Annotated in this window: 16 protein-coding genes and 1 tRNA gene; 8 read left to right on the top strand and 9 right to left on the bottom strand. The window is 67.1% G+C overall.

From position 1 onward, the window contains the following. Positions 1–177 precede the first annotated feature (177 nt). Positions 178–1,806 (bottom strand): hypothetical protein, encoded by a 1,629-nt coding sequence (locus WDW90_RS13715; protein ID WP_336487947.1) that lies wholly within the window; start codon positions 1,804–1,806, stop codon positions 178–180. A gap of 441 nt (positions 1,807–2,247) precedes the next feature. On the opposite strand from WDW90_RS13715, the gene WDW90_RS13710 reads away from it, so the two are divergent. Next, positions 2,248–2,487 carry a hypothetical protein gene (locus WDW90_RS13710; RefSeq protein WP_336487946.1) on the top strand — a complete coding sequence of 80 codons (240 nt, stop codon included), beginning with the start codon at positions 2,248–2,250 and terminating at the stop codon, positions 2,485–2,487. Positions 2,488–2,880: 393 nt separating this feature from the next. On the opposite strand, the gene WDW90_RS13705 is transcribed toward WDW90_RS13710, so the two are convergent. Then, the gene (locus WDW90_RS13705; protein ID WP_336487945.1) at positions 2,881–3,075 is read right to left on the bottom strand and encodes a hypothetical protein; all 195 of its coding nucleotides are present in this window, start codon (positions 3,073–3,075) and stop codon (positions 2,881–2,883) included. Positions 3,076–3,272: 197 nt separating this feature from the next. Here WDW90_RS13705 and WDW90_RS13700 point away from each other — a divergent pair, with 197 nt between their 5' ends. Together WDW90_RS13700 and WDW90_RS13695 are read left to right on the top strand one after the other, a co-directional pair. Next, positions 3,273–3,503, top strand: a complete 231-nt coding sequence (locus tag WDW90_RS13700; protein WP_336487944.1) for a hypothetical protein — start codon at positions 3,273–3,275, stop codon at positions 3,501–3,503. Positions 3,504–3,553: 50 nt separating this feature from the next. Continuing rightward, positions 3,554–3,808 carry a hypothetical protein gene (locus WDW90_RS13695; RefSeq protein ID WP_336487943.1) on the top strand — a complete coding sequence of 85 codons (255 nt, stop codon included), beginning with the start codon at positions 3,554–3,556 and terminating at the stop codon, positions 3,806–3,808. A 152-nt stretch (positions 3,809–3,960) separates the two neighbouring features. On the opposite strand, the gene WDW90_RS13690 is transcribed toward WDW90_RS13695, so the two are convergent. The 3 genes from WDW90_RS13690 to WDW90_RS13680 all read right to left on the bottom strand — a co-directional run bounded on the left by WDW90_RS13690 (position 3,961) and on the right by WDW90_RS13680 (position 5,829). After that, entirely contained in the window at positions 3,961–4,188 is a 228-nt protein-coding gene (locus tag WDW90_RS13690) for a DUF6894 family protein (RefSeq protein ID WP_336487942.1), read from the bottom strand. 454 nt (positions 4,189–4,642) lie between these two features. Then, positions 4,643–5,548 carry a tyrosine-type recombinase/integrase gene (locus WDW90_RS13685; protein WP_336487941.1) on the bottom strand — a complete coding sequence of 302 codons (906 nt, stop codon included), beginning with the start codon at positions 5,546–5,548 and terminating at the stop codon, positions 4,643–4,645. Positions 5,549–5,753: 205 nt separating this feature from the next. Continuing rightward, positions 5,754–5,829: transfer RNA gene (locus tag WDW90_RS13680), tRNA-Ala, on the bottom strand. Positions 5,830–5,944: 115 nt separating this feature from the next. On the opposite strand from WDW90_RS13680, the gene WDW90_RS13675 reads away from it, so the two are divergent. Next, positions 5,945–6,235 (top strand): YggT family protein, encoded by a 291-nt coding sequence (locus tag WDW90_RS13675; protein ID WP_336487940.1) that lies wholly within the window; start codon positions 5,945–5,947, stop codon positions 6,233–6,235. Positions 6,236–6,286: 51 nt separating this feature from the next. Further along, entirely contained in the window at positions 6,287–7,333 is a 1,047-nt protein-coding gene (locus WDW90_RS13670; protein ID WP_336487939.1) for a MaoC family dehydratase, read from the top strand. Positions 7,334–7,392: 59 nt separating this feature from the next. On the opposite strand, the gene WDW90_RS13665 is transcribed toward WDW90_RS13670, so the two are convergent. The 4 genes from WDW90_RS13665 to WDW90_RS13650 all read right to left on the bottom strand — a co-directional run bounded on the left by WDW90_RS13665 (position 7,393) and on the right by WDW90_RS13650 (position 12,316). Next, positions 7,393–7,935: a phasin family protein gene (locus WDW90_RS13665; protein WP_336487938.1), complete on the bottom strand. Its 543-nt coding sequence runs from the start codon at positions 7,933–7,935 to the stop codon at positions 7,393–7,395. Between the two features lie 157 nt (positions 7,936–8,092). Then, a complete protein-coding gene (locus tag WDW90_RS13660; RefSeq protein WP_336487937.1) occupies positions 8,093–8,896 on the bottom strand; it encodes a TSUP family transporter in 804 nt (267 codons plus the stop codon). Positions 8,897–9,260: 364 nt separating this feature from the next. Next, a complete protein-coding gene (locus WDW90_RS13655; RefSeq protein ID WP_336487936.1) occupies positions 9,261–11,495 on the bottom strand; it encodes a putative bifunctional diguanylate cyclase/phosphodiesterase in 2,235 nt (744 codons plus the stop codon). 251 nt (positions 11,496–11,746) lie between these two features. Further along, positions 11,747–12,316 (bottom strand): L,D-transpeptidase, encoded by a 570-nt coding sequence (locus WDW90_RS13650; protein WP_336487935.1) that lies wholly within the window; start codon positions 12,314–12,316, stop codon positions 11,747–11,749. Between the two features lie 454 nt (positions 12,317–12,770). Here WDW90_RS13650 and WDW90_RS13645 point away from each other — a divergent pair, with 454 nt between their 5' ends. The 3 genes from WDW90_RS13645 (at position 12,771) to WDW90_RS13635 (ending at position 17,890) form a co-directional block, all read left to right on the top strand. Then, the gene (locus WDW90_RS13645; protein WP_336487934.1) at positions 12,771–13,076 is read left to right on the top strand and encodes a hypothetical protein; all 306 of its coding nucleotides are present in this window, start codon (positions 12,771–12,773) and stop codon (positions 13,074–13,076) included. A gap of 360 nt (positions 13,077–13,436) precedes the next feature. Continuing rightward, positions 13,437–14,654, top strand: coding sequence for an efflux RND transporter periplasmic adaptor subunit (locus WDW90_RS13640; RefSeq protein WP_336487963.1), 1,218 nt, complete (start codon positions 13,437–13,439; stop codon positions 14,652–14,654). Between the two features lie 65 nt (positions 14,655–14,719). Continuing rightward, entirely contained in the window at positions 14,720–17,890 is a 3,171-nt protein-coding gene (locus WDW90_RS13635) for a multidrug efflux RND transporter permease subunit (protein WP_336487933.1), read from the top strand. Positions 17,891–17,897: the final 7 nt, after the last annotated feature.

The raw sequence follows: 17,897 nt of genomic DNA, 5'->3' as shown, positions 1-17,897 counted from the left end.
GCTCCTCAGCATAGCCGACCTCCTGAGCGAGGGAAGGAAAAACAGCTCTCGTTACATCCGAATTGCGCTTATCGGTGCCCGGCTGACCCGAGTCAGGAGTAAACTAAGGCGATCTAGCCTGGGCTGGCGCAGCAGGCCGAGCGTATCGAAGGGCGCCCCCTTCTTTCCGTTTTGACTCTACCCGAAATGCCCGTCGGAGTACGGGCTCCGTCCCTCGACGGCACCAAACTGCAAATAGTGCTGCATCGGGTCGGTGTTGGCCGCCGTCACGTCAGCATAGGCTGCAAGGTAGCTCTTGGTGTCGAAACCCGCAGAGGGATCACGTCCTTCCTTCCAGCCATACTGATCATAATGCTGAAGAGGATTGATGTTGGCTGCGGCCACGTCGCTGTAGGCTGCGAGGTAACCCTTGGTATCGAACACCGAATTCGGATTGCGCCCCTCGTGCCACCCGACCTGATTGAAATGCTGAAGGGCAAAAGCGAAGTTGTCGCCTCCGGCCCCGAGCGCAGCCTTCGCCACGTCTGGATTCGACAGCAGGTAGTACTCGGCATCGAAGCCATGAGCTTGGCCGATATCTGAAGCCCTGCCGATGGCTGGAGAGGCCTCAAGGCCCTCTGCACGCCCATAGGCCAAGAAGTGGGTCAAGGGATCGATGCCCGCAGCCTTCACCTCTGGATTATGGGCAAGGTAGAGTTCAACGTCGAAGGACGCTGATGGGTCACGGCCCTCCTTCCAGCCGAACTGATCGAAGTGCGTCAGCGGGTTGATGCCGGCTTTCGCCACATCCGGGTTCGCCGCTAGGTAGCCCGTCGTGGAGAAGAAGGCATCAGGGTTTCGGCCCTCCTTCCAGCCGGATTGGTTGTAGTGCGCCTCGGCGTCCGTTCCGGCGGCGAAGACGTCCGGGTTTGTGATCTGGTAGTAGGCGTCGCTGACAAGCACGTTCCGGTCTACGATATCATCGTAGAGCAGTCCGACCTGGGTCGCACTGAGGGAGGTCGGCGGGCCGGGAGGCGAGTTCGTGTTTAGGCCGAGGTCAGCGCCATACGTTGTCAGTGGATGGTAGGCATAGGCCAAGGCTCCGAAAGCCGCCAACGCAGCCTTCTGGCTGTCGGGGTTGCTCAAGCCGTACAGATCGCCTGCTGCTTCGAGAGGAACTCGGGAAAGCGAATCTCCGATATAGGTCGGCTGGCCATAGCGACTGATGCCGGGGTTGAAGAGGAAGGCGCCTTCATAATTCTCCGGAGTGGCGCTGTAGTTCGCGACCGGATCGCCATACTCGACATAGTTTGTCAGGTTTGTCGGGCTGGTTGACGGGACGGAGCCTGGAGGCAGGCCGGGTGCGGCGAAGGTGGTCCCGCCAAGGGTGTTGAGGGCGGCGACGTAGGCGGCCTCCGCAGCCCCGAGGGAGTGCCCTGTAATGGTGATCTGACCCAGCGGGATCCCGTCGCCCTGTGCGGCGGCGAGCACCTGTTTGGTGAATTGCTGAGCATCCCGTAAGGCTTGAGGCACCACGCCCCGGTAGAGGGACAAGTCCGCCTCAATCTGCTCCAGCAGGAAGAGCGGCCTCTGCTCGTACCCGGCCGTGTCGGTTCCTTCAAAGCCAATGATGAGTTGCGGGGTCGGTCCGCTCGTGGTGAGGGCGGTTCCGTGAAATCCGCTGGCTGTCGGCCCGGAATCGAAGGTGACGCCGTTATGCGTGTAGACTTGAAGGCTGTCGGGTGGCGTTAGAGGATTCGCAACAGTCGGGAAGCCGTACATCCACCGAGAAATGTCATAGTATTCTTGAAGTGCGGAGACGGCCATTGGACACCCTCCGATGCGCAGCATCGACCCGGATGGTGATTACCTTAGCAAGACTGAGCCGACCCTGTCTCCGTACATTTGAGTACGATTCTGCTTCGTTGCGCCTCCGCCGCTGAGGTCGCTTACGGTCACGGTTCGTTTGAAGGATCAGCGCCGGCAGGCGCCGCTTCCTCGATCAACCCTGGTCCACCGTGGCTGCCCTTGTGCACGCTTCTCGGCAATCGCCTCCGGTCTCAGGTGGATGTCGCGAAACAGCATGGCCTGACTCCATGGGTGCCGGGCTTGTTGGGTCGCTCTTGAGCCAGATCAACGAGGGCGCATTCGGAAGGGCTCACGGTCCCTCATTGAGGAGGCGCACATGTTTGCGCCCGACGACACTGGGTCAACGTATGCCGGAACGCTCCGTTTTAATCTACGTTAATCCGCATGAGGGATCCACCAATGCAGCCCGGCCGGATCCTCGAGGACGAGAAGGCCACCCTCGCCAAGGCGGATCAGCACATTACAGACGGTGAGCGGCGCATCACGGAGCAAACCGCAAGGATCAGGGAACTGAGGGCAGACGGCCACGATACGTCCCGGTCTGAGCAGCTGCTGGCCACCTTCAAGAGCACGCTTGCAGCGTGGTATGCTCACCGGGAGCAGATCCTCCGCAGGATCAATGACCTGAGGAACCGCTGAGCCCCCCAAAGAAAGAAGCCCCAGCGCAAGGCCAGGGCGAAGGTCGTCTCTGGGATCACGTACGACAGGCGGGGAGCAAGCCGTACCTCACCCCAACGCTACTGTAGCTCCGCCGTTCCCCCTCATGCCCCCTGCAGGCCCTCAGGTTCGCCCGTGGCTGGCTCCGTGCTGAGCTGAGGGGATACCGGATGGCGTCGTAGCGGCTGCCTCTAGTCAACTTGAGGACCAGCCACTCCGCCGAACCAAGGTGACCACCCTCCGGGTGGCTCGATTGACAGGACCGAGGGGCCGGCCACGGGGAACAAGGGCAAAGCGGCTGAGCGGATAGGTCTTCAGGTTTTTGCGATGAAATCCGAGGAGCTTAGACTGCGGCTGTTTATAATCTCACCTGGGCTATGCAGCAATGCTGATGGTTTCCGGGGCCGGCTCTGGCGTGAGGTTCGGCAATCCGCGCCGATAGATCAGCGATACGGCATGCCAGAACGCATGCTCATCGCATCCCTGACGAGCAAGGCTCTCGTTCATCAGAGCGTATGCCTCCGCTGCCAGGGCTTCGACCTGTTCGGCTTCAATCTCCAGAACCGCCACGGCGCACCTCAGATGTTAACCCGGGTAACATCAACTCGCATCACGGCAGTTCGATCCCTCGGCTCAGCGGCGATGACCTCGCAACAACCCGCTCGCAGGCCGTCACTTCACGCCGCAGCACGCCCTGCTATTGAAAAGGGAACGGATGGTGAGCGTCGAGCGTATATGGCCCCGCTTCATCAGCGTTGAGTGCCGTTATGAGTCGACCGCTTCAGGCCTACGTCATCACCACCGAGCCGGCCCGCATTGCAGGCAAGGAGCCGGTCACAAGACGATGGGCGGTGCTGGCGGAGAATGTAGAGACGGCAGCCGAGCTGGTCCGGGAGCGGGTTGCCCCTGAATGCATCGTTGAGGCAACGGACGAGATCCTGGCTCCTGAGGAAGCGAGTGCCGTTGGCCTGCAGCCGCACCACGCTGTCGGGCTCTGACGAACGCTCGTCTCGGTGCTATCCTCTGCACGTGTCTGGGCGGGCCTGCCATGCCGGATCCGTTGCCGCTGCCCAACCGGAGCCTGGAGGACGAAAAGGCCGATCTGGTCAAAGCGGATCAGGACATTGCCGATGGTGAGCGGCGCGTCACGGAGCAGGTGGCACGCATCGAAAAGCTGAGAGCAGACGGGCACGACACGTCTCGGGCTGAGGGGATGCTGCTCACCTTGAAAGCAGCCCTGGCGGAATGGTACGCCCATCGAGCGGAGATCCTGGGCAGGATCGACCGCTTGCAGAATTTCTGAGCTAACTCGACCTCCTGACTGGGCGAACCCAATCGCCAGTCCTTCCGGACAGACAAATCGGGAGGCTGAGGGCGAGCACGAGGGAAGTCGGGCAAACCCGGTTGGCGGCTGGGGCTTCAGATTCCCGCGATGAAATCGAACAGCTTCCGCAATTACCGGATCGCGAAGGTTTTCCGGATGAGGCCGCTCTCATCTCTGACGGCCATTTGCCACCCAAAATCAATCTCAGCCAGTTCTCCGCTATCTTGTAATATGTTTATTGCCTCCAAAGCCTCGGCGAGCGCTTCATCCAGATTGCCGGCCACGACACCCACTTCGTCGGTGAGAACGGTCTCATCACCGATCAAATCGAAGTGGAATCGTTGGATCGTGTCGGCCACCGGAACGCCCCTCCTCCGGTCTCGAAATCGGAACCTGAGGGCAATTATATTGTTTATGATCAGCCATGTCCGGCGTGATGCCTACAAAAAATGGCTATAAGCGTGAGTCTAGGAGGATCATTGTGGCTAGGTATTGGACTTGCTTACCGCCCGATAGTACGTAATGAAATGTACATTAGAGAGCATCGCATTGTCAAAAATAGTGGTTGAGCGTACAAGTTGATACATCAGCATTTCGTGGGGTTTAGCGTGAGCTCAAGTCAGGATCAGCGTGTCCGAGATCATGTTCGCAGGATCCTCAACGGGCTTGCTGACTGCTTGAAGGATCAGAAAGACAGCCGGTCTGCGAGATCGGAAGTGGCGTGAACAAGAGCGGCTCGGGGGTTTTCAGTGCAGCAGATTGACGGCTCCGACGCATCGCTCACTCACCGGATCGGCCGCAGCGCTACCCAACTCAGCCGGGATTCGCCTCTGCAACTCTAGCCAGCTTCTCGGCGATCACCTCGGGTCTCAGGTGGGTGTAGCGCATCAGCATCCGGGCATCCCGATGCCCACTCAATAGGGCCACCTCCGGCACACTCAGGCCAGCCTCGAAGAACCGGCTGACGGCCTCATGCCTGAGATCGTGGAACCGGAGTCCCGGAACGCCTGCCCTCCCCCGCAACCGCTCCCAGGCCAAGCGAACAGCGTTTCCGCTGACCGGGAAGACACGGGCGTCAATCCTTGGGAGGGCTCTCAGAACCTCGATGGCCTTGGGCGTGAGCGCCACCGTTCGGGCGTGACCGTTCTTGGTCATTGGAAGGTGGGCCGTTCGCCGCTCCAGGCTGACATGGGACCACACCAGAGCCAGCAACTCCCCTCGCCTCATGCCGGTCTCGATGGCGAGGTCGATCAGGGGCCTCAGGTACCAAGCATGGGCGGAGCCGATGGCCGCCCGGAGCTTCTGGCCCGCCTCGGCCTCGAGCCGCTGATCTCGGGCCTTGGACGGCTCGGGAAGGGTGATGCCCTGAACGGGATTGGCCGTGAGCGGGGTGTCCCATTCCTTCCGTGCCACCTCGAAGCAGTGCTGGAGGATGGCCAACTCCCGCCTGACGGTACCCCCCTGTACGCTCTTGAGGCGGTCGTCACGGTAGCGGGAAACGGCAGCCGGGGTCAGCTTCGCCAGGGTCAGGCTTGAGAGGTGGTGGGACCGGATCACCCGCAGCTTGTACCGCTCTCTGTCCGCACCCCGCTTCTTGGCGGTGACCTCAGCCTCATACCGAGCCAGGAGGTCGGCGACCGTGATTCGTTGCCGGTCCTTGAGGGTCGTCGGGAGGTCCGCTCGGTCGATGGAGCGTTCCGTCTCGCGGGCCCACAGCACCGCATCGGCCTTGATGGCGAAGCTTTTGGAGATCGGCAAAGAACCTTGGCGGCGCACTTGGGCCTGCCAGGATGAGCCCCGTTTACGGATCGTAGCCATTCCGCGTTCCCGTCATCCGGTGTGACACCAGTGTGACAGGTTGGTCCAGTTGGCTACCGAGGGCCGGCGTCTTGCCGGTTAAGCCTTTCACCAAGCTGAAGAAACTTGGTGGAGCTGAGGGGATTCGAACCCCTGACCTCCGCAGTGCGATTGCGGCGCTCTCCCATCTGAGCTACAGCCCCGTCGAGGCGCCGGCCTTGTAGGCTTTGGCCCCTCAGCCTGTCAATTCCCGAATCCCGCAGCCGGCGCGCCGAGGCGCGGTTCCCGCGCGGGCCGCCGAGGACATCAGATCCGCGCATGTATGCCTTCTTCTGGCTCATCAACACGATCATCCAGCTCTACATCTACGTGCTGATCGCCAGCGCGGTTCTCAGCTGGCTCGTCGCCTTCAACGTGGTGAACGTGCGCAACCCGATCGTCGCCCAGATCGGCGAGGTTCTGTACCGGCTGACCGAGCCGGTCCTGCGGCCGATCCGCAACATCCTGCCGAACCTCGGCGGCGTCGACATCTCGCCCGTCATCCTGATCCTGATCCTGCTGTTCGTTCAGAAGCTCATCACGGTCGATCTCGCGCAGATGATGATCTGAGCCGCCGCCCCGGCCTGACCGCACGACCTCCTTCAGGATGACCTGCCCGCCATGAAGACCAATCCCGGCCGATTCTTCGAGGATTTCCGCCTCGGCGAGACCATCCGCCACGCGACGCCCCGCACGGTGACGACCGGCGACGTCGCCCTCTACACCGCGCTCTACGGCCCGCGCTTCGCCGTGCAATCCTCGGACGCCTTCGCGCGCGCCATCGGCTACCCGCAGAGCCCCCTCGACGACCTCCTGACCTTCCACGTGGTGTTCGGCAAGACGGTCCCGGACATCTCGCTGAACGCGCTCGCCAATCTCGGCTATGCCGAGGGCGGCTTCCGGCGGCCGGTCTATCCCGGCGAGACCCTGTCGACCGTCTCCGAGGTGATCGGCCTCAAGGAGAGCTCGAACCGGCAGACGGGCGTCGTCTACGTGCGCTCGGTCGGATCGGATGCCAGGGGCGAGATCGTGCTCAGCTATTGCCGCTGGGTGCTGGTGCGCAAGCGCGACCCGGAGGCGACGATCGCCGAGGAGCATGTCCCGAGCCTCGCCAAGGTCGTGGATCCGGCCGACCTCGGCGGCGCGCTCCCGCGCATCGACCCGGCCGCCTACGACCTCGATCTCGCGGGCAGCCCCCACCGCTTCGGCGACTACCGGGCGGGCGAGCGCATCGACCACGTCGACGGCATGACCGTGGAGGAGGCCGAGCACCAGATCGCCACGCGCCTGTTCCAGAATACCGCCAAGGTGCATTTCGACGCCTTCGCCACCAAGGAGACCCGCTTCGGCCGCCGCCTCATCTACGGCGGGCACGTGATCTCGCTCGCCCGCTGCCTGAGCTTCAACGGGCTCGCGAACGCCTTCTCGATCGCGGGGATCAATGCCGGGCGCCATGTCGGCCCGCTCTTCGCCGGCGACACGGTCTATGCCTGGAGCGAGGTTCTGGAGACGGCGGATCTGGTGGCCCGCGACGATGTCGGCCTGCTGCGGCTGCGCACCGTGGCCACCAAGAACCAGCCCTGCGGCAGCTTCCCCGACAAGCAGGGCGATGGCTACGACCCGTCCGTGATCCTCGATCTCGATTACTGGGCGTTCATGCCGAAATAGGCGCGTCGCCGCGCAGCCCGGGAGCGGCGCGGCGGCCTCACGCCCGCCGGTCCGGGGCTTCAGGCGGCGGGGAGACGGGGCATCCTCGACAGCGTTTTGCCGGCCTCGTCGGCGGCGCGCAGCGAGGCCTCCGCGAGGGTGCGCCCATCCTGGACCATCTGCTGAGCGGCCTCGCGCACGAGGTCGCTCAGGATCGTCGTGAATTCCTGCAGGGACTTGGCCTCCGCCAGCCTGTTCAGCCCGTCGAGATTGCGCTGGGTCTGCCGGAGGCCGAGATCGAACAGGTTCCGGGCGCCGTCCTGGGCCGCCTCGGTCAGCAGCGCGCCGCAGCGGGCGAGCGCCTCGGCATTCTGCCGGGCCTGGCGGTTGAGCCGCTCGCCCTCCTCGCCCGACATGCCGAACGCCCTGGCGATCTCGTCGGACGCGGTCCGGATCCGGTGCGCGGCGGTCTCGATCCCGGTTCTGGCGATTTGCTGGGCGCTCTCGACGGCTTGGTGACGAAGCTCGATCACCGGATCGGCGACGGCCTCCGGCAGCGTGCCCTGACCCGTGGCCGCCTTCGACGCGGCATCCGACCGTGAGGATTGTTGGGCAGAAGGCATTTAAACCTCCTCGTCTGCAGATCGACGCGTTCGCCATCGGCCGTTGGGCCGGCATTCTCACGTCTCTCGGATGACGAACGCAGATGCTTCCCCTGCGCTTTCAAATCGTATCATCGGCTCGTCCCGCATCCAACGGTCGAGCGAGCAGCATCGCCTGTCAGCCGGAGGTGAACAGGCCGAGGATGGCCCGCCGGAGGGGGTTGGCCGGATCCGAGAGCAGACGCAGGGCCATCGCGCAGGCGATGGTCACGAGGAGCGGCCGGATCAGCCGGGCGCCGAGGCGCATGGCGAGCAGCGATCCGATCTGCGCGCCGAGGAAGGCACCGGCCGCCATCGCGATCCCGATCGGCCAGACCACGTGGCCGGAGGCCGCGAACAGGGCGAGACTGCCGACGTTGCTCGCCGCGTTGGCGAGCTTGGTATGGGCGGTGGCCCGCACCACGCCGAGGCCCAGCAGCGTGACGAAGCCGACCATGTAGAAGGCGCCCGCACCGGGTCCGAACACGCCGTCGTAGAAGCCGACCGCCGGCGCGACGCTGACCGCGAAGGCGCCCCGGCTCATGCGGGCGGTCGCGTCCTCGCTGCTCATGCGCTTGGCGGTCGCGAAGTAGAGGGCGATCGCCACCAGGAGGATCGGCACGCCCGCATCGAGCACCGCGCGGGGCAGCAGGCTGACGCAGAGGGCGCCGAGAATCGAGGCGGCGCCCGCGGAGAGCGCGATCGGCCACGCCTCGGGCCACCGGATCAGGCCGCGCCGCGCGAAGGCCACGGTCGCCGAGCAGGAGCCTGCGCTGCCCTGCAGCTTGTTGGTGGCGATCGCGCTCACCGGGTCGAGCCCCGCCAGGATCAGCGACGGCATGGTGATGAGGCCGCCCCCGCCCGCGATGGCATCGACGCAGCCCGCCGCGAGCGCGACCGCGAACAGGGTGGCGATCGTGCCGGGATCGACACCCCAGATCATGCGGCTCTCCGGAATGGGCAGGCGCGGCTCATGCCCGTATCGGCCCGCCCGGCCGCAGGCCACGAACCGGCGTCTCGATGATCTGCCAAGGGGACATTGCGGGCGGGAACGGCGAGGCGGGCGAGGATCTTCGGCCGGCGCAGCCAGCCCTTAGAGCATGCTGCGAGAAAGTGGTAACGGTTTTTCGCTCAAAGCATGCTCTAACTTATTGAATCGATCATGTTTTCTGCGTTTTGACCGAATCGGTCGGAACGCAGCATGATCTAGAGGCAGATCCCGCGCGAGTCACCCCTCCCGGCGGCACCGCGGCCCGCTTTACGGTCCGGGCCGCGCCGGTCGCGCACCGGGGCTCGCGCCTCCCGGATCAGGCGACCCGGCTCAGGACATCCGCGACCCGCGCCGCCCCCTCGGTGAGGCGCAGCCCGAGGCGCTCGGCCGGGAGAGCGCGGCCGTAGCGGTATCCCTGCCCGAACCGGCAGCCCATCCCGACGAGAGCGGCCTCCTGCTCGGAGGTCTCGATCCCCTCCGCCACGACCGCGAGGTGGAGGCTGCGGCCGATATCGAGAACGGCTTTCACGATCGCGGCGTCGTGTGCGTCGGTGAGCAGGTCGCGCACGAAGCTGCGGTCGATCTTCAGCTTGCTGAGCGGAAAGTTCTTCAGCGTCGACAGGGAGGCGTAGCCCGTCCCGAAATCGTCGAGGGCGATGCGCACGCCGCGCTCGTGGAGGCGGCGCAGGGGATTGATCCGGGTTTCGTCGTCGAGGAGTGCGATCACCTCCGTCACTTCGAGCTCGAGCGCCTCCGGCGGCAGGCCGTGCCGCTCCAGGGCTTCCGTCACCACGTCCGCCAGGGTGCCGGCGCGCACCTGCGCGGCGAACAAGTTCACGGCCATCCCGATCCGCGGCATGCCGGCCTTCCGCCAGGCCGCCGCCTGCCGGCAGGCCTCGTCGATCGTCCACCAGCCCACCCGGAAGGCGAGCGCGCTCGATTCGATCGCGGGCAGGAACTCGGAGGGCGGCAGCAATCCCCGCTCCGGGTGCCGCCAGCGGATCAGCGCCTCGACGCCCTGGATCTCGCCCGAGGCGAGGTCCACCTGCGGCTGGTAGTGCAGCTCGATCTCGCGGCGCTCCATGGCGCGCAGCAGATCGTCCTGCAGCGCGCGCCGCGCCGCGGCCGCGCTGCGCATGGCCGGCTCGAACATCCGGTAGCAGCGGGCGCCATCGCGCTTGGCCCCGTCCAGGGCGAGGTCGGCATTCACCAGCACGTCCACGGCGTCCCCGCCCTGGGTCGGGACCAGCGCCGCTCCGATGCACGCGCCGACATGCAGGATGTGGTCGCCGACCGGGAACGGCTCGGCGAAGGCGGAGAGGAGGCGGCCGGCCCAGGCCTGCACGGCCTCCGTGTCCGCCACCCCGGGCAGCAGCACGGCGAGCTCGTCCCCGCCGAGGCGGGCCAGCATCGCGGCGCTCCGCGCCGTGCAGGGGCCGTGCGGGAGCCGGCCGGTCAGGCGCAGCACCAGGGCTTCGAGGAGCGCGTCGCCGGTGCCGTAGCCGAAGGCGCCGTTGACGGTGTGAAGCCCGTCGATCGCGATGGCGAGCAGGGCCGCCGGCCGGCCCTCCGCCGCGAGGGCGTCGATCTCCTCGGAAAGCCGCACCCGGTTCGGAAGCCCGGTCCGCGCGTCCTGATGGGCGAGGCGCAGCAGGCGGGCATCGCGGGCTCGCCGCTCGGAGATGTCGCGCAGCACGGCGCCGACGCCCATGTCGGGGCCGGCTCCCCAGGAGGCCAGGGTGAGTTCGACCGCCACCTCCGCCCCGTCCCGACGCAGCGCCATCAGCTCGACCGCCTTGCCGGCCAGCCGAGAGGAGCCGCCGGCCGCCATGGCGGCGAAGCCCGCCTCGTGAAGGCCACGCAGGCGGCCCGGCACGATGCGGCTCACCTCGAGCCCGGCAAGTTCGCCGGGCGCGTAGCCGAGCAGGGCCTCGCAGGCGGGGTTGACGAAGGTGATGACGCCGCGGACGTCCGTGATGATCAGCGCCGAGCGCGTGGCATTGACGAAGCCGACCGCGTCGCGCCGGCTCAGCTCGCGCCGACGGTTGGCGACGGCATCCATCGTGAGGGCGGCCAGACGCTGCAGGCGTGCGCGGGCCGCGGGCCGGAGCGCGGGCCTCGGCCGGGTATCCGCCACGCAGAGCACGCCGAGCCGGTATCCGCTGCGCGTGACGAGGGGCGCGCCGGCGTAGAAGCGCAGGGCGAGCGGGCCGGCGACGGCTTGGCGGCTACGGAAGCGCGGATCGGCGGAGGCATCGCGGAGCGTGAGCACGCCGCCCGTGGCGATCACGTGGTCGCACAGTCCGTCCGCGCGCGGGAAGTCCGTGAGATCGCCGAAGCCGACGCTCGCCTTCAGCCACTGGCGCTCGCCGTCGATGAACGAGATGGCCGCGCAGGGCGTGCCGAGCATGTCGGCCGCGAGCTCGGCGAGCCGGTCGAAGGCCGCCTCGGGGGGCGTGCCCAGGATGACGCACCGCGCCAACGAGGCCAGCCGCGCCGCTTCCCGGTCATCCGCACCGAATTCTGCCTCGTTCGAACGAATTCCCAGCATAGACGGCGTTGTCCCGGATGCGCACTCGCGTGCGCTGGGACGTTTCCATCTAAACCGCTTTCAAAGCGTTAAAGGACGCGGCCGTTCGCCTCGCTACCGCAGCACGAATACGCTGGGCGTGAGCCGCAACGACCGATGATTGCTCGCGCCTGCGCCGAACGGGGGTCGATTCCGTTCGGGAACTCGGGCCGACATTTGCGGATTGGCGCGCCGCAGCGGGCGGTGCTCGCCCAGCGGCGCGATCGTGCTCCTCAGTTCCGCACGATCACCTTCGTGCCGACCCTGACCCGATCGTACAGATCGACCACGTCCTTGTTGGTCATGCGGATGCAGCCGGAGGAAACCGCCGCGCCCATGGTCTCGGGCTCGTTCGAGCCGTGGATGCGGTAGAGCGAGGAGCCGAGATACATGGCCCGCGCCCCGAGCGGGTTGTCCTGGCCGCCCGCCATGTAGCGCGGCAGATCGGGCCGGCGGGCCAGCATCTGCGCGGGCGGCCGCCAGGCCGGCCATTCCTTCTTCATGGTCACGCTCTTCACGCCCGACCAGGAGAAGCCCTCCCGCCCGACCCCGACGCCGTAGCGGATCGCCTCGCCGCGCCCGAGCACATAGTAGAGCCGGCGCTGGCTCGTCGAGACCACGACGGTGCCGGCCTTCTCGCTGCCCCTCCAGGCTACCGTCTCGCGCGGGATCGCCTGGGTGCGGAAGATGTTCATGAAATCGGCGATCGGCCCGCTGTCGAAGGGGTTGCCGGCCTGCGCCCCTCCGGTGGTCAGCGTCAGGGCCGCGAAGGCAACGGCCGCGATGGTGCGACGCCTCGTCATCAACAGGTTCTCCCAATGCTCGGACCGAACCCCACCGAGCCGCGGCGGAACACCTCCGCCGCGGCCGCCGATGGGTTCGGTCCGACTCGTCGGCCCCAGGCTTGGCGGCGGCGTCCTGCACGGTCAACCCGCGCCGGACGGTCCCGGCAAAGCTGTGGGAATCGTGCAACGTCGCCTTGACATCCTCCGCGATCGTGCCGCCCGAAGTGGCGGGCGACCCTGGTGCGTTCAGGAAAATCGAGCTGGGTCAGCGATTTGCCGGTCTTCGTGGATCCGTGCCGACGCGGACGCAGGTCAGACAGGATGTCGCAGGTGATTGCGGGCACTGCCGCGCTGCACCTAATCTCCCGGCGTGACCGCCCGTTCCACGATAGCCCGGCTGCGCCGCGGGGCTGCCCGCCGGTGCCCGACCGATCCCGTTCGGTCAGGCCGGGTCGGTGTGCTCGCGGGTCTGTTGGCCCTGCTCATCCTCGTGCTCGCCGGCCTGCCCGACGAGCGCTTCGCGGACCTGATGCCGCGCCAGAGCGCGGTAGCGGCCGTGGCGGCGGCGCCCGTCGCCGGTCTGCTCGGCGGCCGACAGGCCGCGATGGTCACCGCGACGAACGCCGACGATCCGCCGGGCGACGACCGCCGGCTCGTCCCCGACCCGCCCGGCTTCGAGCGCCCGCCCGCGTCCGCCGGGTTCGTGCTGGCCGCGTTCGGTCACCTGTCCTCGGCCGGCGTGCCGCGGCTCGAGCGGCCCCCCAAGATCCTCGCCTGACCGCACCCGGGATTCGTCCGCCGCTCGCGCGGACGTGAGGTTTCGCGGCGTCTTGCCGGAACGCGCACCTACGGGCGCGTTCACGCGATCGCCAAGATCATCCGGGATAGCCAGTGCATGCGGCCCGGCCTGCCAGCGCAGGGTGCCGCCCGCATCGTTCGCCTTGGGCTCCCGCGTGATCCGCGCTGGCCCGCCGCCGTGCCGAACCATCCGCCCCCGGCGGGCCGGCTTGGCGATCGCGAACCGTACAGACGCCCGGGCGCCCGTCGCGTGCCTGGCCGTCCATAACAACATGCGTGTCTCAGGAGCGAAGTGATCGTGACCTTGTCCCGCCACCCTGTCCGCTGGCCGAGGGCCGTCCTGACTTGGCCGGTCTCGCTGACGGCCGGCTTCGTGATCGTCGCCCTCTCGGCCTGCAATCAGAAGCAGGCGGCCGCGCCCGTGCCCGCGCCGCCGCCCGAGGTCAGCATCGTCACGGTCGCGCCCCAGCCGATTCCCTACGTGCGCGACCTGCCCGGCCGCGTCGCGCCGATGCGGATCGCCGAGGTGCGCTCCCGCGTCTCGGGCCTCGTGGTCAAGCGCCTGTTCGAGCAGGGCAGCTCGGTCAAGGAAGGCGACATCCTCTACAAGATCGACCCGGCGCCCTACGAGGTCGAGCTCGCCAGCGCGGAGGCGGCGCTGGCCCGGCAGGAAGCCGCCCTCGTCCTCGCGAACCAGCAGGCCGAGCGCCTGGAAACGCTGCTTGCCAAGCAGACCGCGAGCCAGGCCCAGTACGACACGGCCTATGCCGCCAAGAAGCAGGCCGAGGCCGAGGTGGCGGGCGCCAAGGCGACCCGCGACCGGGCCAGGCTCAACCTCGGCTGGACGGATGTCCGCGCGCCGATCTCGGGCCGTATCGGCCGGGCGCTCCTGACCGAGGGCACCCTGATCGAATCCGGCACCACGGGCGTGCTCGCCACGATCCAGCAGCTCGACCCGATCTACGTCGACATCACCCAATCCGTCGGGGAGCTGAACAAGCTGCGCCGCGACCTCGCGAGCGGCGAGCTCTCGCGGCTCGAGAACGACGCGGCCAACGTCCACCTCATCATGGACGACGGCGCGCTCTACCCGCTCGCCGGCCGTCTCCTGTTCTCGGACGTGACCGCCGACCCGAGCACGGGCCAGGTGACGCTGCGCGTGCAGTTCCCGAACCCGCATGACGAGCTCTTCCCCGGCATGTACGTGCGGGCACGCATCAAGCAGGGCATCGACTCGGATGCCATCGCGGTGCCTCAGCAGGCGATCCAGCGCACCAACGACGGCAAGGCCGAGGTCTGGGTGGTGCGCGTCGACGACAAGGTCATGCTGCAGCCCGTGGAGGTCGGCCCCGTGGTCGGCCAGAACTGGCTGATCCGCGACGGCCTGAAGGCCGGCGAGCGCGTGGTGGTGGAAGGCTTCCAGAAGATCTCCGCAGGGATGCAGGTGAAGGCCGTCGACCGCAGCCCGCCGGCCGATCAGGCCGAGCTCAAGCCGCGCGACGCGGACGCCGAGGCGGAGGCCGAGGCGGCCAGGCGGGCCGCCGCCAAGACCCGCTGATCCCGCGCAACCGCCAAGCACCCGCCGCACTCCCCGCCGCACTCCCGAGGTCCCGAGAGCACCGCATGGCTCGCTTCTTCATCGACCGGCCGATCTTCGCCTGGGTCGTCGCCCTGTTCATCTGTCTCGGCGGCGTGCTCACGATCCCGCAATTGCCGGTCGCGCAGTACCCGATCATCGCGCCGCCCTCGATCGCGCTCTCGACCGCCTATCCGGGCGCGTCCGTCGAGAATCTCTACACGGGCACCACCCGCCTCATCGAGGACGAGCTGAACGGCGCGGCCAACATCCAGAGCTTCGAATCGGCCTCCGACTCGTTCGGCGTCGTCGAGATCACGGCGAATTTCGAGCCCGGCACGGATCCCGGCTACGCGGGCGTCGAGGTGCAGAACCGCCTCAAGCGCGTGGAGGCTCGCCTGCCCGCCGAGGTGCGCCAGCAGGGCATCCTGGTGGAGGAGGCCTCGGCCGCCACCCTCAACATCATCACGCTCGTCTCGAAAGACGGCTCGATGGACGAGGTGGGTCTCGGCGACTTCCTGATCCGCAACGTCATCAACGAGATCCGGCGCATCCCCGGCGTCGGGCGCGCCACCCTCTACTCGACCGAGCGAAGCTTGCGCGTCTGGATCGACCCCGACAAGCTGCGCGGCCTGTCGCTGAACGCCTCCGACGTCACGAAGGCGATCCAGAACCAGAACGTCCAGATCGCCTCGGGGGCCGTCGGCGCCGAGCCGAGCCCCTCGAGCAACGCGGTGAACTTCCCGATCATCGTCAAAGGCCAGATGACGGAGCCGGAAGCCTTCGGGGCCATCGTGCTCCGGGCAAATCCCGACGGCTCGAACGTGCGCCTGCGCGACATCGCCCGGATCGAGCTCGGCGGCGAGGATTACAAGTTCACGACCCGGCTCAACGGCGGCGGGGCGGCCGGCATTTCGGTGACCCTCGCCCCGGACGGCAACGCGCTGGAGACCGCGAAGGCGATCCGCGCCAAGATGGAGGAGCTGTCCCGGTTCTTCCCCGACAATCTGAAGTGGGACATACCCTACGACATCACGCCGGCCGTCGAGGCCTCGATCGAGAAGGTGCTGCACACCCTGATCGAGGCGGTGGTGCTCGTCTTCATCGTGATGTTCCTGTTCCTGCAGAACATCCGCTACACGCTGATCCCGACGATCGTGGTGCCGATCGCGCTCCTGGGCACCTGCACGGTGATGCTGCTCGCCGGCTTCTCGGTGAACGTGCTCACCATGTTCGGCATGGTGCTGGCCATCGGCATCCTCGTCGACGACGCGATCGTCGTCGTCGAGAACGTCGAGCGCATCATGAACGAGGAGGGGCTGCCCCCGAAGGAGGCGACCGCCAAGGCCATGAGCCAGATCACCGGCGCCATCATCGGCATCACGCTGGTCCTGATCGCGGTGTTCATCCCGATGGCGTTCTTCCCGGGCTCCGTCGGCATCATCTACCGACAGTTCTCGATCGCGATGGTGACCTCGATCGCCTTCTCGGCCTTCCTTGCGCTCTCGCTGACGCCCGCGCTCTGCGCCACGCTCCTCAAGCCGATCGAGAAGGGGCACGGCCACGCCAAGGGCGGCGTGTTCGGCTGGTTCAACCGCCTCGTCGAGCGCGAGACCGCGCGCTACGGCCGCGGCGTCCAGGCCTTCATCGCGAGATCCGGCCGGGTGATGCTCGTCTACCTCGCCCTCGTCGCGGGCGTCGCCTACGCCTTCGTGCGCCTGCCGGAGGGCTTCCTGCCGGTGGAGGACCAGGGCTTCTTCACCGTCGACATCCAGACCCCGCCCGGCTCCTCCTTCAACCGGACGCTGGCGGCGGTGAAGAAGGTGGAGGACCACCTGCTGGCGCAGCCGGGCGTCGCCACGGTGACGATCGTCAACGGCTTCTCCTTCTCGGGCCAGGGCCAGATGACGAGCCAGGCCTTCGTGACCCTGAAGCCCTGGGGCGAGCGCGACGCGGCAAATTCCGCGGCGAAGCTCGTGGAGGGGACCAACAAGGCGCTGGCGAGCTACAAGGACGCGGTGATCCAGGCCCTCGAGCCGCCGCCGATCGACAACCTCGGCAACGCATCGGGCTTCTCGTTCCGCCTGCAGGATCGGGCCCAGAAGGGCTACTCGGCGCTTATGGCGGCGCAGGAGCAGCTGCTCTCGCTCGCCAAGAAGAGCCCCGTCCTGCAGAAGGTCTACGTCGAGGGCCTGCCGCCCGCGCCCCAGGCCGAACTCGTGATCGACCGCGAGAAGGCGGCCGCACTCGGCGTCGGCTTCGCCGACATCAACGACACGATCCAGGTCAATCTCGGCTCGGTCTACGTCAACGACTTCCCGAACCGGGGCAAGATGCAGCGGGTGATCGTGCAGTCCGAGGACCTGCAGCGCCTCAACGCCGCCGACCTACTGAACTACGGGGTGAAGAACAGCCAAGGCACCATGGTGCCGATGTCCTCCTTCGCCGACCTGCGATGGGGCGTCGGTCCAGCGCAGATCATCGGCTTCAACGGCTACCAGTCGGTGCGCATCACGGGCGAGCCGGCTCCCGGCTACACCACGGGCGAGGCCATCGCCGAGATGGAGCGGCTCGCGGGGCAGCTGCCGAAGGGCTTCGGCTACACCTGGACCGGCCAGTCGCTGCAGGAGAAGCAGGCGGGGAGCCAGGCCTCCCTGCTGCTCGCGCTCTCGGTGCTGATCGTGTTCCTGTGCCTCGCCGCCCTCTACGAGAGCTGGTCGATCCCGTTCTCGGTTCTGCTCGTGATCCCGCTCGGCGTGATCGGCGCGGTGGCGGCGGTCTACCTGCGCGGCATGCCGAACGACGTCTATTTCAAGATCGGCCTCATCACGATCATCGGCCTGTCGGCCAAGAACGCGATCCTGATCGTGGAGTTCGCGCGTGACCTGTGGAAGCCCGGGACCTCGATCGTCGACGCGACGATCCGGGCCGCCACGCTCCGCTTCCGGCCGATCGTGATGACGTCGCTCGCCTTCATCTTCGGCGTGGTGCCGCTCGCCATCGCGACGGGTGCCGCTTCGAAGAGCCAGCAGGCCATCGGCACGGGCGTGATGGGCGGCATGATCTCCGCGACCGTGCTGGCGGTGTTCTTCGTGCCGGTCTTCTTCGTGGTGGTGATGCGGATCTTCAAGCGCAGGCAGGTCGAGGACGGCACGCGGCCGGTGACGGAGCCCGGCGCCGTCCGAGGGCCGGAGCCGCACCGCGTGCCGGCGGAGTGAGGGGCGC

This window comes from Methylobacterium nigriterrae, assembly GCF_037106235.1.
GTDB classification, from domain to species: Bacteria; Pseudomonadota; Alphaproteobacteria; order Rhizobiales; family Beijerinckiaceae; genus Methylobacterium; species Methylobacterium nigriterrae.
This window is presented reverse-complemented; position numbering and strand designations above follow the sequence as displayed.

Bases quoted from the DNA above. Each gene is read 5' to 3' on its own strand.
- WDW90_RS13715 (WP_336487947.1), bottom strand. From the start codon at position 1,806: ATGGCCGTCTCCGCACTTCAAGAATACTATGACATTTCTCGGTGGATG.
- WDW90_RS13710 (WP_336487946.1), top strand. From the start codon at position 2,248: ATGCAGCCCGGCCGGATCCTCGAGGACGAGAAGGCCACCCTCGCCAAG.
- WDW90_RS13700 (WP_336487944.1), top strand. From the start codon at position 3,273: ATGAGTCGACCGCTTCAGGCCTACGTCATCACCACCGAGCCGGCCCGC.
- WDW90_RS13695 (WP_336487943.1), top strand. From the start codon at position 3,554: ATGCCGGATCCGTTGCCGCTGCCCAACCGGAGCCTGGAGGACGAAAAG.
- WDW90_RS13675 (WP_336487940.1), top strand. From the start codon at position 5,945: ATGTATGCCTTCTTCTGGCTCATCAACACGATCATCCAGCTCTACATC.
- WDW90_RS13670 (WP_336487939.1), top strand. From the start codon at position 6,287: ATGAAGACCAATCCCGGCCGATTCTTCGAGGATTTCCGCCTCGGCGAG.
- WDW90_RS13665 (WP_336487938.1), bottom strand. From the start codon at position 7,935: ATGCCTTCTGCCCAACAATCCTCACGGTCGGATGCCGCGTCGAAGGCG.
- WDW90_RS13660 (WP_336487937.1), bottom strand. From the start codon at position 8,896: ATGATCTGGGGTGTCGATCCCGGCACGATCGCCACCCTGTTCGCGGTC.
- WDW90_RS13655 (WP_336487936.1), bottom strand. From the start codon at position 11,495: ATGCTGGGAATTCGTTCGAACGAGGCAGAATTCGGTGCGGATGACCGG.
- WDW90_RS13650 (WP_336487935.1), bottom strand. From the start codon at position 12,316: ATGACGAGGCGTCGCACCATCGCGGCCGTTGCCTTCGCGGCCCTGACG.
- WDW90_RS13635 (WP_336487933.1), top strand. From the start codon at position 14,720: ATGGCTCGCTTCTTCATCGACCGGCCGATCTTCGCCTGGGTCGTCGCC.